Raw genomic sequence first — 12,919 nt, 5'->3', positions numbered from 1 at the left:
CGGGGCGCCGCGAGCCGGTTCGGCGGGGTTTTCCCACGGGGGACCAACGATTTCCGGGTGATCACGTCGAGCGACGGCGGCCCGGTCCGGCGCGAGGGGGCCGGGCGCGGGGCCATCAGCCCGCGCGGGGCGCGTCGGACCGGTTGGCAGAACCCCGGATCGTCCGGGTCGACCAGCGGGGGCCTCGGCGGTGCGGCCGAAGCGGTTTCCCCGCGGGTTTCCACCGCGCGGCCACCCCGTGACCGAGAGCGACGACGCGCCGCCTCCCGGACTTGGGGCGCTACTTCCGCTGAGCGGGAATTCGCACGTGCACCCCGTTACCGCCCGCGCGGGCGCGGGTGCGGGAAGCCGCAGGGCGGCGCGCGGCCCGGTTCGGGCGCGCGGTGATCGCGAAGTCGGTCCCGCCGACCCCGCCGGGCGCGGGGCTAGGGTGGTCGAACCGCCCTACGACGAGTGAGTGGAGACCGCCGATGCCGTGGTTCGACCTGCCCGAGGCGGAGCTGGCGCAGTACCGGACCCCGACCCAGGAGCCGACCGGCCTGGACGCCTGGTGGGCCGAGCGCCTGGCCGACGCCAGGGCGCTGGCGAAGCCGGTGACGACCACGCCGCACGAGGAGTCCGCGTACGGCCCGCTGAGCGTGCTGGACGTCGAGTTCTCCGGCGCGCTGGGCGACCGCGTCCGCGCCTGGCACCTGCGCCCCGCGAGCGACGGCCCGCTGCCCACGGCCGTGGTGTTCATCGGCTACGGCGGCGGCAGGGGCACGCCCACCGAGCACGCCTGGCTGGCGGCGGCCGGTTACGGCGTCCTCGTGGTGGACACCAGGGGCCAGGGCGGCAGGTGGACCACCGGCGCGACCCCCGACTCGGCCCCGTCGGGCCCGTCGCACCCCGGTTTCATGACGCGCGGCATCGACTCCCCCGAGGGCTACTACTACACCCGCCTGATGACCGACGCCGCGCTCGCGGTGGACGTCGCGGCCGGGCTGGACGGCGTGGACCCGGAGCGCATCGCCGTGCTGGGCGCCAGCCAGGGCGGCGGCCTGGCACTGGCCGCGGCGGCCCTGAACCCGACCAAGGTCAAGGTGTGCCACGCGGACGTGCCGTTCCTGTGCGACTTCCAGCGGGCCATCACCCTGACCGGCGCGGACCCGTACGCGGAGATCGCGAACTTCCTGTCGCACAACGTCGCGCTGGTCGACCAGGCCCGCGACACCCTGCGCTACGTGGACGCGGCCCTGCTGGCCAGGCGCATCACCGCGACGAGCCTGCTGAGCGCCGGCCTGATGGACGAGGTGTGCCCCCCGTCGACGGTGTTCGCCGCCTACAACGAGATCACCGCCCCGAAGCGGATCGAGGTGTTCCCGTTCAGCGGCCACGCCGTGCCGAGGACGCACGACGAGGTGAAGCTGAAGCACCTCCGCGAGCACCTCTGACCGTCGAGCAGCGCGGGCTGCAGGGCGAGCGCAGCGCGGGCTGCGGGGCGAGCGCAGCGCGGGCTGCGGGGCGAGCGCAGCGAGCCCACGCAGCCCCACTCCCGCGTCCCTCTTCTCCGTTTGGCCTGGCGAAGCCCGAGCGCAGGTGTCAAGACGCCGCCGCACCATGCGGCAGACCGCCTGGTCAAACGGCGTCTTGACGCCTGTGCTTGCCTGAAAGGAGGCCAAACGGAGAAGAGGGACCCCGCCCACCGCAGTGGTAAACCGGCACCGAGCACCAACGGTCACCGGCCGGCAGAGCCCGTCCCCCTCTTTTTTGGAGGTCTGCCCCGCCGGCGAGGCGTGCCCTTCAGCTCTTGATCTTGATCTTGATCTTGCTCTTGATCTTGATCTTCAGCACTTGCCCACCCACTCCCGGTCACAGCAACCCGAACCGCTTGAGCACGTCCCCCAACGGCTCGCGCCCCGCCCCCAACCGGTCGCTGAGCGGTTGCCAGCGGTCCGCCCCGGTGCCCGCCCCGACGTCCACCCCGACCTCCGGCAGCGGCTCGACCACCCCGCGCCCCGCCAACTCCTCGTGCGCCAGCAGCAGCACCTCGGCGGCCACCCGCAGCCACAAGCAGTCCAAGGCCTCGCCGCGCAGCTCGCTCCACGCCCGGTGGTCGGAGTGCCGCAGCAGCGGCAACCAGCGGCGCAGCGGGTCGCGCCGGGCCTCCCACAGCAAATCCTCGGCGAACTGCCGCAGGTCGTGCGCCCGGACCGGCGCGGCGGCCAGCAGCTCCGCCAACTCCACCGAATCACCGGCCCCGTCCACGCCCTCGCTCCCGAGCACGCCCTCGCTCCCGAGCACCCCCGGCAGGTACCGGGCCGAGAGCGCGCACAGCACCAGAGCCCGCCTGCGCCGCAGGTGCAGCAACCGGGGCGTCCGATCAACCCCCGCCCGCCAGGTGCGGTGCTCGCGCTCCACCTCGTGCAGGTCCAACAACTGCCACGACGAGTACAGGAACCCGTTCCACCAAGGCCCGCGCCCGCCGCCCACCCACTCGTGCGGCTGATCCTCGACCTCGTCGGCGCAGTCCCGCAACCGCCCTTCGCGCACCGCCGCGCGCATCTCCCGCCGCCGGTCCAGGTGCCCGTCCGGCAGCACGTCCACCCGCCGCCCCTCGTCGGGAGGACCGGGAACGACCCGGTACAGCGGCACCAGCAACCGGCTGCGGTGCAACTCCTGCAACCGCGCCAGGTCGAGCCGGTGCCCGCGCAGCAGCGCCTCGCCGATGAACCCGGCGCTGTCCAGCAACCGGTCCTGGGTGAACGACTCCGTCATCCGGGCGAGCGCGAGCGCGCCGCGCGCCCCGTCAGCCATGCATCCCACCCCAACCAGCCCGACCGGGCGACGAGGCTACCCAAACGGGTGAACCTCATCCCGCCCAGGGGGCCGCGCGGGTCCACCGCCAGGTTCCCGCGCGGCCCGTCCAGGGGAGCGAGCGGTCAGCCGCTCACCACCTCGACCTCGACCGGGGTCACCAGCACCCGGTCGTGGCCGACGACCCTGGTCTCGCCGAGCAGCCGCACCGGGTGCTCCCAGCGCACGTCCTCGCTGGAGCACCCGACCAGCAACCGCAGCTCCCCCGGCTCGACGATCCGCACCCCGTCCCGCCCGGTGAACGAGGTCCGGTCGGCGTGCACCCGGAACGCCACGCGCGCCACCTGGCCCGGTTCCAGCTCCACCCGCGCGAACCCGACGAGCTGCCGCTGCGGGCGCACCACCGAGGCGACCGGGTCGTGCAGGTACAGCTGCACCACCTCGGCGCCCGCGACCGCGCCGGTGTTGGCGACCTCCAGCGAGACCACCAGCTCGGTCTCGAACTCCTCGGCCGCGTCGAACCCGCTCAGCTCGAAGCCCGTGTACGACAGCCCGTGCCCGAACGGGAACAGCGGCGTCGGGTCGGCCGAGCTGATCGAGCTCGGCCCGCCGAGCTGGGGCCGCAGGTAGGTCGACGGCTGCCCGGCCGGTCCGCGCGGGACCTGCACGGGCAGCTTCCCGGACGGGTTCACCCGCCCGCTGAGCACGCCCGCGACCGCGCCCGCGCCCTCCTCGCCGGGGAAGAACGCCTGCACGATCGCAGCCGCCCGATCCGTCGCGGGCCCGAGCGCGTAGGGGCGCCCGGTGAGCAGGACCAGCACCACCGGTCGCCCGCAGTCCAGCAGCTCGGTGAGCAACTCCCCCTGCACCCCTGGCAGCTCCAGGTCCTCCGCGTCGCACCCCTCGCCGGAGGTGCCGCGCCCGAACAGCCCGGACCGGTCCCCCAGCACCGCGAGCACCACGTCGGCCCCGGAGGCCACCCGCACCGCCTCGGCGAACCCGGACCGGTCCGGCCCGCTGACCTCGCAGCCCGGCGCGGTCACCACCTCGGCGTCGGGGAACTCGGCGCGCACCGCCTGCGCGGCCGTGGCCATCTCCACGCCCAGCGGCACGTCCGGGTGCTGCACGCCCACGTGGTTGGCGAACGAGTAGCAGCCCATCAGCGCGAGCAGGTCGTCCGCGCACGGCCCGACCACGGCGATCCGGGACGGCCCGGCCAGCGGCAGCACCCCGTCGTTGCGCAGCAGCACCACGGAGCGCTCGGCGATCGTGCGGGACAGCGCGCGCAGGTGCGGCGGGTCCAGGTCGACGGGCTCGTCGCGCAGCACGGCGGGCGACTCGGGCCTCCAGTCGGCGTCGAGCAGCCCCAGCTCGCACTTCTGGGTGAGCACCCGCGTCACGGCGGTGTCGACGTGCTCCACGGGCACCTCGCCCGCGCGCACCAAGGCGGCCAGCGGCTCGCCGTAGCAGCGCACGCTCGGCAGCTCCACGTCCACGCCCGCCGCCAGCGCCAGGGCGGCGGCGGCCCCCGGCGAGTCCGCGACGCCGTGCGCGGTCTCCAGGAACGACACGCCGAAGTAGTCGGCCACCACCGTCCCGGTGAACCCCCACCGCTCCCGCAGCAGCCCGGTCAGCAGCGCCCGGTCCGAGGCGGGCGGCACGCCGTCCACGTCGGCGTAGGAGTGCATGACCGAGCGCGCCCCGCCCTCGCGCAGCGCCATCTCGAACGGCACGAGCACCACGTCGGCGAACTCGCGCGCCCCGATCGCCACCGGCGCGTGGTTGCGCCCGCCGCGCGAGGCCGAGTAGCCGGCGAAGTGCTTGAGCGTGGCCACGACGCCGGTCGACTCCAGGCCGCGCACGTAGGCGGCGCCGATCAGGCCGACCAGGTACGGGTCCTCGCCGATGGTCTCCTCGACCCGGCCCCACCGGTAGTCGCGGGTCACGTCGAGCACGGGCGCGAGGCCCTGGTGCACGCCGACGTCGCGCAGCTGCCCGCCGATGCCCTCGGCCATGGCCCGCACCGAGTCGGGGTCGAAGCTCGCGCCCCAGGCCAGCGGCACCGGGAACACGGTGGCCTGCCAGGCGGTGAACCCGGCCAGGCACTCCTCGTGCGCCATGGCGGGCACGCCGAAGCGGCTGCCCGCGACGAGCCTGCGCTGGGTCTCGGCCAGCGACCGCGCGCCGAGCAGCGGGTCGACCGGTCCGGTGCCGAAGACGCGGGTGAGCTGGCCGAGGCCCGGCTTGGTCAGCTCGTCCCACGGCGGCAGCGGCTCGGCGAAGTCGTGCTGCGCCGGGGCGACCTCGGCCCCGTCGCTCGACGCGCCCACCCACACCCCCACCAGCTGCGCGAGCTTCTCCTCCAGGGTCAGCTCGGCCAGCAGCGCGGCGACCCGCTCGGCGACCGGCCGGGCTGGGTCCGCCCAGGTGTTCACGTGCACCGCTTCTCCTCCACCCGCCCGCGTGGTCGCGGGCTGTCGTTCACCGACGCGCCCCGGTCGAGGCGCGGACGACGAGTTCGGTGGCCAGCTCGACCCGCTGGGCGCCCAGGGGGCGGCCCGCGACCAGGTCGGCGAGCATCCGGCCCGCGTGCCTGCCCATCTCGGCCAGCGGCTGGCGCACCGTGGTGAGCGCGGGCGACGACCACACCGCGACGGGCAGGTCGTCGAAGCCGACGACGCTCAGCGCCTCCGGGACCGGCAGGCCCGCCACGCGGGCGGCCTCGATGACGCCGAGCGCCTGCTCGTCGTTGCCCGCGAACACGGCGGTGGGCGGGTCGGGCAGGGCGAGCAGCTCGGTGGCGGCGCGCAGGCCGCCGCCGTGCCGGAAGTCGCCGTGCCTGACCAGGGCGGGGTCGACGCCGATGCCCGCGCGGTCGAGGGCGGCGCGGTAGCCGTCGACGCGGGCGCGGCTGCACAGCAGTCCGGGCGGCCCGCCGATGGCGGCGATGCGGCGGTGGCCCAGTTCGAGGAGGTGCTCGGTGGCGGCGAGGCCGCCCGCCCAGTTGGCGGCTCCGACGCTGGGCACGTCGGGCGGGGGCAGGTCGACCGGGTCGATGACGACGACGGGGACGCGGGAGGCGGCGAGCAGGCGGCGGTCGGCCTGGGTGAGGCGGGAGGTGACGACGAGCGCGCCCGCGCGGCGGGCCTCGACCAGGCGGGCGGCCCAGCTCTCGCGGGGCGCGCCGGACTGGCCCGCGCCCAGGGGACCTGCGCCCGACTGACCGGCGCCTGCCCCGGCCCCGCCCCCGGCCCCGGCTCCGGACAGCCCGGTGGAGGAGACCACGACGTGCAGCCCGGAGTCGACCACCCCCCGGATGACCTCGACCGCCCACGGGCTCTCCAGCGCGGTGAACACCAGGTCCACCAGCGCCCCCGAGGCGGCGCGCCGGGCGCCGACGGGGACGTAGTCGTACTCGTCGAGCAGCCTGCGCACGCGCGCCCTGGTCTCGGCGCCGACGTCGTCCTTGCCGTTCAGCACCTTGGAGACCGTCGGCAGGGACACCCCGGCGGCTGCGGCGATGGTGGCCAGTGTGGCTCGACGCATGTGACCGATAGTATCGAAACCATCTCGAAACACAAGGGCAGGCATTTGACCTGTTCAGCACGCCATTGACCACGGCTTTTGCCTGCTTGACACCGGGAAGCAACAACCCTAGTGTCCTTCGCCAACGAATGTTTCGGACGGACCTCCCCACCGAGCAGGGCCGACACTTTTTGCGGTTTTGCCGATTTTTTCGACCGTCCCCGCAGGACTGCCGCCGGGAGTCCGCGAACCGGGGAAACCACCCGTGACCTGCCGTAGACTGCGGCCATGCCGACCAAAGCCGAGTCGTCGTCCTCGGGCAGCACCGCTTCGGGCAAGGTGACGATCGCGGACATCGCCGCCGAGGCCGGCGTGTCGGTCCCGACAGTTTCAAAGGTGATGAACGGCCGCGCCGACGTCGCCGCCACCACCCGCGAGCGGGTCGAGGAGATCATCCGCAGGCACGGCTACCAGCGGCGCGCCGACGAGCGCTCCCGGCGGTCCAACCTGGTGGAGCTGATGTTCCACGAGCTGGAGAGCGCCTGGGCGCTGGAGATCATCCGGGGCGCGGAGCAGGTCGCCTCCGACAGCGGGCTCGCGCTCGTGCTGTCCGAGTCGCAGGGCCGCCCCACCCCCGGCCACGGCTGGCTGGAGGGCGTCATCGCGCGCCGCCCGCTCGCGGTGATCAGCGTCTTCTCCGACCTGACCGGCCAGCAGTTGGCCAAGCTGCGCGCCAGGGACATCCCGGTCGTGGTGGTCGACCCGATCGGCGAGCCGGACCTGGACACGCCGTCGATCGGCGCGACCAACTGGAACGGCGGCCTCACCGCCACCCGGCACCTGATCGAGCTCGGCCACCGCCGCATCGCCATGATCGGCGGCCCCGAGCGGGTGCTGTGCAGCCGCGCCCGCGTCGACGGCTACCGCGCCGCCCTGGAGACCGCGGGCCTGCGGGTGGACCCCGAGCTGATCCGGTACGGCGACTTCCACGTCGAGTCCGGCCGCGCCCAGTTCGCGCCGCTGCTGGAGCTGCCCGACCCGCCCACGGCCGTGTTCGCGGGCAGCGACCTGCAGGCGCTGGGCGTCTACGAGGCCGCCCGCGCCGCCGGGCTCAGGATCCCCGACGACCTGAGCGTCGTCGGGTTCGACGACCTGCCGGTCGCCCAGTGGGTGGGCCCGCCGCTGACCACTGTCCGCCAGCCCTTGCAGGACATGGCCGCGGCGGGCACCCGTCTCGCCATCACGCTGGCAAGGGGTGACGAGCCCGAACACCGCCGAATCGAGCTCGCCACGTCCCTCGTCGTGCGGCAGAGCACCGCACGGCCGCGCTAGGCGGGACGCCTCATCCGTGGTGGTGGCCCTCGGGCCGCGAGTACACGCAGCCCTCGACGTCCGCGGGCAGCACGTGCCCGAGGTCCTGGCCCTCCACCGGACCGCACCTAAGGTGGTGCAGCCCCAACGACTCCAACCCCAGCGTCCCGCTGAGGGCGAAGCCGTTGCCGAAGCCGAAATCCGGGTCCCCGGAGACCTTCTCCTCCTCCACCGCCCGCTGCCACGCGCGCTGGAAGTCGGCCATCCGCTCCCGGTGGAACACCACGAGACCGAGCCGCTCGTACGGCTCGACCGCGCAGGTCCCCCACTCCGCCACGAAGGGCGCGTACAGGTCGGCCCGCAGCGGGCCGACGAACTCCGCGAACTCGGCGATCGTGCGCGCCTCCGGGGCCTCGCACTCCCCGGTGCGCTCGCGCACCCAGTCGGCGACCTCGGTCGTGCTGGTCAGCTGCGGGCCCAGCGACCCGGTGCCCAGCACCGGCGAGTCCGACGGCGCGGTGCACGCCGTCGTCCCCACCAGTGCCGAGCCCGCGATCGCCGCGCCCACGAGCGTCACGCCGAGGCGCACGTCGCGCCGCCGAGGGTGAACGCGGCGGGCTTGGCCGGGTTGCCGCCGGCCGTGCCGTTGAAGCCGAAGCTCACCGTGGCGCCGGGGGCGATGCTGGAGTTCCAGCTCACGCCCTTGGCGGTGGCCTTCCCACCGGACACGACGACCTCCGCGGACCAGGCCGAGGTGATCGACTCGCCCGAGGGCACGTCCCAGGCCAGCTGCCAGGCGCTCACCGCGGAGGCGCCGGTGTTCTTGACCGCGACGTTCGCGGTGAAGCCGCCGGACCACACGCTGGGGGTGGTGTAGGTGACCGAGCAGGTTCCACCCGGCGTGCCGCCGCCACCGGTGGTGGTGACGCTGACCGCCGACGACGGGGGCGAGGTGTTGCCCGCCGCGTCGCGGGCGACCACGTAGAACTCGTACGCGGTGCTCGCGGTCAGGCCGGTGACGGTCGCCGAGGTGGTCGTGGTGGTGGCCACGAGCGCGTCGTTGGCGCCCGCCTCGCGGTACACCTGGTAGCCGGTGACGCCGGTGTTGTCGGTGGCCGCGCCCCAGCTCAGCGCGACCGAGCTGCTGGTCGCGGTGGCCGTGGGCGTTCCGGGCGCGGTGGGCGCCTGGGTGTCACCGCTGCTGCCGCCGCTGAACACCACGTCGGAGCAGCTGTAGAACGCCTCGGGGCTGTCCGTGCGCTGCCAGATCGAGTAGATGATGTGGCGGCCGGTCTTGTTCGGCAGGGTCGCGTTCCACGCGTACTCGCCGTTGGCGAGCGGCGGGTTCAGGACCGAGTCGAACGGGGCGGGCTCCAGGTCGGACCACTTCAGCGGCTTCGTGACGTCGAAGCCGTCCTTGGTGACGTACTGGTCCCAGGTGCCGGGGTGCGGGGCCCACGCGTTGTAGCGGAAGGTGATGGGCGCGCCCGCGCGCAGGTTCGTGACGGGCCAGTCCGCGCGGGGCAGGTTGTAGGCGTCGTACTTGGCGGTGGGGCCGCACAGGTCGCCGTCGGCGATGATCTCGCGGTGCTTGCCGCCCGCCTGGCTGATGAGGTTGCCGAACCAGTCCCACAGCGGTTGCTTGCCGCCGAGGGCGACGGCTGCGGCGCAGGCCGGGTTGGCGGGGTTGAGGTCGCCGTTCCCGTTGGTGCGGCCGTCCTCGTAGCAGTGGTAGGTGCGGCTGCCGGGGTAGGTCATAGAGCCGTGCGCCAGCGCCGTTCCACTGGTGCCGAGGACGGTGGTCACACCGACCACCGCGAGCACGGCAACAGCCAGTGCTCCTAATCGCCTGGGTCGCAAGGTGTCTCCTTCAGATCGCCGGTGATCTGGGTGCTGACTGGGAGCGCTCCCAGTCACACGATCGCACTCGTGCGGGAACTCCGTCAACAGGGGATTTCAGCGGAACGTCACCGAACGGGCGCGCTCCGTCAGAGTCTGGATCGACACGGGCCCTTGCGCTCGGGCCTTGCGCACCGCCCCGGTGAACCGGGCAGGTCGACCGGGACGGCTCCGGTGGCGTTCTCCAGGTCGAGCCTGCCGGTGACGCGCACGCCGTGCAACCGCAGGCCGTGCGGGGCGGGGCTCGGCGCGAGCCTGCCGGGACGATGTCGCGGACCACCCGCGCGGAGACCGCGCACCCCTCCCAGGACCGCCTCCCGACCCGCGACCGGCCAGGTCCAGCACCTCGCCGCGCACGACGTGGTCGACCAGGTCCCGCTCCACGGGGGGTGAACTCGGGCTCGGTGGGGGCCGGTCCGGGTCTACCGAGGGCCGGTTCGGGTCCACCGAGGGCCGGTTCGGGTCCGCGCGCCCCGGTTCGGGCTCGACAGGGGCCGGTCCGGACCCGCCGGAGGCCGACTCCTGCCCGACGCGCCCCGGTCCGGGCCCGGCGGGCGTCAGGTCCCGCTCCACCGGCGTCGGCACTCGGCCGCGGTGGCGGTGGCGGTGGCGGTGGCGGTGGCGGTGGCGATGTGACCAGATCCACCGTTCGCCGGTCCCCGGCGGTGATCACGCAGTGGCATCACCGGAAACCTCCAGGCCGACGGCATCACCCTTCCGCCAGGTGACTTCGATGCCGAAGAGTGACAGCGTCCCGACAGCCAACCCCCTGTAGACGCAGGCCGGTCCGGTCCGTAACCTGGCCGAGACCTAAAGCTTTAACCCATTCGGGTGACATGCAGGCTGAGAGAGGACCACTCGAACGTGGCGTCACGACCCGCACAGCGCACCATCCGCGCGGCACTGGCGACGACCGCCGCCGCCGTTCTGGTCACCGGCCTGCCGCTGACCCAGGCCTCCGCGCAGCCCGGCAGCGCCGAGGACGCGCTCAAGAAGTACAACGACCTCTCCACCGAGGCAGGCCGGCTGAACGACGAGCACCTCAAGGCCCAGGAGGACCTGAAGGCCAAGCAGGGCGACCTCGACAAGGCCAACGGCGACCTGCAGAACGCCAAGAGCGCCGAGGAGTCGCACCGCGGCGACGTGGACGCGCTGACCGAGGCCTCGTTCGAGGGCGCCCGGTTCAACCAGCTGTCCGCGCTGCTGGTCAGCGACTCGCAGCAGGACTTCCTCAACCGCGCGACCGCGCTGGAGGTGCTGGCGTCCGCGAACTCGGAGTCGATCCAGGGCCTGTCCGACGCCGTCGTGCAGGCGGACGACGCGCAGAAGCGCGCCAGCGAGGCCACCGAGGGCGCCCGCAAGGCCGCCGAGGACATCGCGAACCGCAAGAACGACCTGGACAAGCAGGTCGGCGAGGCCCGCGAGCAGTACCGCTCGCTCAGCGCCGCGCAGAAGAGCAAGCTGGCCAGCATCGGCGACACCAGCACCGTGAACGTGCCCGCGGGCACGGCGGGGACGGCGCTGGCGTTCGCGCTGGCGCAGCGCGGCAAGCCGTACGTGTACGGCTCGAACGGCCCGAACTCGTGGGACTGCTCCAGCCTGATCCAGGCCGCGTACCGCCAGGCGGGCGTGTCCGTGCCGCGCACCAGCTACGGCCAGGCCACCGTGGGGCGTTCGGTGTCGCGCAGCGAGGTCAAGGCGGGCGACATCATCGTCTACTACTCCAGCCAGTCGCACGTGGCGATGGCGGTCGACGGGGTGCGCGCGGTGCACGCGTCCACCGAGGGCGTGCCGGTGAAGATCGCGGACATCGACTCGATCGGTCCGATCAGCGTGATCAGGCGCGTCGAGGGCTGAGCCCCGGCGCGCGGGGTGCGGTCCCGGTCCGTTTGGCGATCACCGGACCGCACCCCCTAAGGTGTGCCTCTGGTTGAGCGAACAGCCTCGTCGTAGTCGCACGATCAGGTTGCCGAGGTGCCCCCATGAGTGATTCGGTCGAGCTGTCCGCGACCACGAGCCAACCGGACTCGGTGCTGGTCAGGGTCGTGGGCGAGCTGGACATCGCCACGGCGCCCGCGTTCCGCGACTACGCCCGCGACCGGCTGCCGCCCCCCGGTGGGCGGATGGTGCTGGACCTGGGCGGGGTGCGGCTGCTGCCCGCGTCGGGGATCAACGCGCTGCTGGAGCTGCGGGCGGCGTGCGAGGCGCGCGGGGCGCGGCTGGAGCTGCTGGCGGGCTGCCCGGTGCTGCGCTCGCTGGCGCTGACCGGGCTGCACCGGTTCTTCACGATCACGCCGCTGTCGTCCGAGGCGTCCTGAGCGCGGGCGCCCGACGCCGACCGCCGCCGTCAGCGCCCTAGCACCGCCCACACGACCTTGCCGCCGCCGGGCCACGGCGAGTGCCCCCACACGCGGCTCACCGACTCCACCATCCGCATCCCCCGCCCACCGGGGAGCAGGCCGCGCCCGGCGGGCGGCGGCGGCTTCGGCGGGGTCGCGCCGCCGTCGCGGACGGCCACCACGAGGCGTCCGCCGCGCAGCTCCAGGCGCAGGCTGGGCGCGGAGCTGGTGTGCTCCAGCGCGTTCTCCACCAGCTCGGTGGCGACCAGCACCGCGTCCTCGATGCGGTCGCCCAGGTCCCAGCGCTCGCACGTCTCGCGCACGAACTGCCGCGCGATCAGCGCGCCGACCGGCGTGTCCGGCAGCAGCGCCTCGTCCCGCTGGGGCTGCGCGGGCTGCTCGACGGCCCCCAGCGCGTCGGCCAGCGTCGGGTAGTGCGGCACGAACCGCCCCGCGCCGCCGCCCGCCAGCGCGGCCCGGTGCGGGTCGGACTCGCCCACCAGCATGATCCGCACGCCCGGCCACTCGGCGACCCGCGTCCACACCGTGGAGAACACCGACATCAGCGCGGGGGTGGCGAACTCGAAGCCGTCGCCGAGCAGGACCACCACGGCGGACGGGCCGGTCACCGCGCACTTGAGCAGGCCGTCGCGCAGCGGGACGTAGGTCGACAGGTCCAGCCTGCCCTCGGGGCGCACGACTGTGGCGCCGTCGACGTGGTCGACGTCGTAGGTGAAGGTCATGACGCTCTCCCCGATCCGGCCGGCTCCCGCGCGCGGCGGCCCCGACCGCCCAGCCCCCGCCGGTCCGACCTCCCGGCGGGCGCAGCCAACGTAGCCGGTCCGCGACGGGGAGCACCCCATCGCGGCGGTCGACCGAGGTCGACGCCACTTCCAGCGCCGGTCGCGCGGCAGCCTCCCGCGCGGGTGGCGCTCCGGCTCCCACCAGGACAATCGGCCGTTCGGCGTCCCCGGAAACCTCTCCGGCCGCCGAACCCGCCGCCGGGGGCCGCCCGGCGCGGGCGTTCACCCGGAACGGGGAGGGCGGAC

General features: G+C 74.1%; 11 protein-coding genes. 4 read left to right on the top strand and 7 right to left on the bottom strand.

What is annotated here, in order from left to right; all coding sequences use genetic code 11:
• The first annotated feature begins 470 nt into the window (after positions 1-470).
• Positions 471-1,433: an acetylxylan esterase gene (locus tag CNX65_RS09120; RefSeq protein WP_096492380.1), complete on the top strand. Its 963-nt coding sequence runs from the start codon at positions 471-473 to the stop codon at positions 1,431-1,433.
• A gap of 418 nt (positions 1,434-1,851) precedes the next feature.
• Here CNX65_RS09120 and CNX65_RS09115 read toward each other — a convergent pair whose 3' ends face one another.
• From CNX65_RS09115 to CNX65_RS09105, 3 genes are all read right to left on the bottom strand, one after another.
• Positions 1,852-2,796 (bottom strand): hypothetical protein, encoded by a 945-nt coding sequence (locus CNX65_RS09115; protein WP_096492379.1) that lies wholly within the window; start codon positions 2,794-2,796, stop codon positions 1,852-1,854.
• Between the two features lie 125 nt (positions 2,797-2,921).
• The gene (locus CNX65_RS09110) at positions 2,922-5,237 is read right to left on the bottom strand and encodes a beta-xylosidase/alpha-l-arabinosidase (protein ID WP_096492378.1); all 2,316 of its coding nucleotides are present in this window, start codon (positions 5,235-5,237) and stop codon (positions 2,922-2,924) included.
• A gap of 40 nt (positions 5,238-5,277) precedes the next feature.
• Complete coding sequence (locus CNX65_RS09105) at positions 5,278-6,342, bottom strand: LacI family DNA-binding transcriptional regulator (RefSeq protein ID WP_096492377.1); 1,065 nt, start codon at positions 6,340-6,342, stop codon at positions 5,278-5,280.
• A gap of 267 nt (positions 6,343-6,609) precedes the next feature.
• On the opposite strand from CNX65_RS09105, the gene CNX65_RS09100 reads away from it, so the two are divergent.
• Positions 6,610-7,653, top strand: a complete 1,044-nt coding sequence (locus CNX65_RS09100; protein WP_096492376.1) for a LacI family DNA-binding transcriptional regulator — start codon at positions 6,610-6,612, stop codon at positions 7,651-7,653.
• A 10-nt stretch (positions 7,654-7,663) separates the two neighbouring features.
• Here the strand turns inward: CNX65_RS09100 and CNX65_RS09095 are convergent, their stop codons facing one another.
• The 3 genes from CNX65_RS09095 to CNX65_RS35210 form a co-directional block, all read right to left on the bottom strand.
• A complete protein-coding gene (locus tag CNX65_RS09095; protein ID WP_157767558.1) occupies positions 7,664-8,221 on the bottom strand; it encodes a hypothetical protein in 558 nt (185 codons plus the stop codon).
• Positions 8,206-9,438: a lytic polysaccharide monooxygenase gene (locus CNX65_RS09090; RefSeq protein WP_232519766.1), complete on the bottom strand. Its 1,233-nt coding sequence runs from the start codon at positions 9,436-9,438 to the stop codon at positions 8,206-8,208. The genes CNX65_RS09095 and CNX65_RS09090 overlap by 16 nt, the downstream gene beginning before the upstream one ends.
• A gap of 182 nt (positions 9,439-9,620) precedes the next feature.
• Entirely contained in the window at positions 9,621-9,830 is a 210-nt protein-coding gene (locus CNX65_RS35210; RefSeq protein WP_157767557.1) for a hypothetical protein, read from the bottom strand.
• 565 nt (positions 9,831-10,395) lie between these two features.
• On the opposite strand from CNX65_RS35210, the gene CNX65_RS09085 reads away from it, so the two are divergent.
• Complete coding sequence (locus CNX65_RS09085; RefSeq protein ID WP_096492373.1) at positions 10,396-11,388, top strand: C40 family peptidase; 993 nt, start codon at positions 10,396-10,398, stop codon at positions 11,386-11,388.
• Positions 11,389-11,513: 125 nt separating this feature from the next.
• A complete protein-coding gene (locus CNX65_RS09080; protein ID WP_096492372.1) occupies positions 11,514-11,849 on the top strand; it encodes an STAS domain-containing protein in 336 nt (111 codons plus the stop codon).
• A gap of 29 nt (positions 11,850-11,878) precedes the next feature.
• Here CNX65_RS09080 and CNX65_RS09075 read toward each other — a convergent pair whose 3' ends face one another.
• Positions 11,879-12,613 carry an ATP-binding protein gene (locus tag CNX65_RS09075; RefSeq protein WP_096492371.1) on the bottom strand — a complete coding sequence of 245 codons (735 nt, stop codon included), beginning with the start codon at positions 12,611-12,613 and terminating at the stop codon, positions 11,879-11,881.
• Positions 12,614-12,919 lie beyond the last annotated feature (306 nt).

The organism is Actinosynnema pretiosum, from assembly GCF_002354875.1.
In the GTDB taxonomy this organism is placed as follows: domain Bacteria; phylum Actinomycetota; class Actinomycetes; order Mycobacteriales; family Pseudonocardiaceae; genus Actinosynnema; species Actinosynnema auranticum.
This window is presented reverse-complemented; position numbering and strand designations above follow the sequence as displayed.

Coding starts and splice junctions, on each gene's coding strand:
- CNX65_RS09120 (WP_096492380.1), top strand. CDS start 471: ATGCCGTGGTTCGACCTGCCCGAGGCGGAGCTGGCGCAGTACCGGACC.
- CNX65_RS09115 (WP_096492379.1), bottom strand. CDS start 2,796: ATGGCTGACGGGGCGCGCGGCGCGCTCGCGCTCGCCCGGATGACGGAG.
- CNX65_RS09105 (WP_096492377.1), bottom strand. CDS start 6,342: ATGCGTCGAGCCACACTGGCCACCATCGCCGCAGCCGCCGGGGTGTCC.
- CNX65_RS09100 (WP_096492376.1), top strand. CDS start 6,610: ATGCCGACCAAAGCCGAGTCGTCGTCCTCGGGCAGCACCGCTTCGGGC.
- CNX65_RS09080 (WP_096492372.1), top strand. CDS start 11,514: ATGAGTGATTCGGTCGAGCTGTCCGCGACCACGAGCCAACCGGACTCG.
- CNX65_RS09075 (WP_096492371.1), bottom strand. CDS start 12,613: ATGACCTTCACCTACGACGTCGACCACGTCGACGGCGCCACAGTCGTG.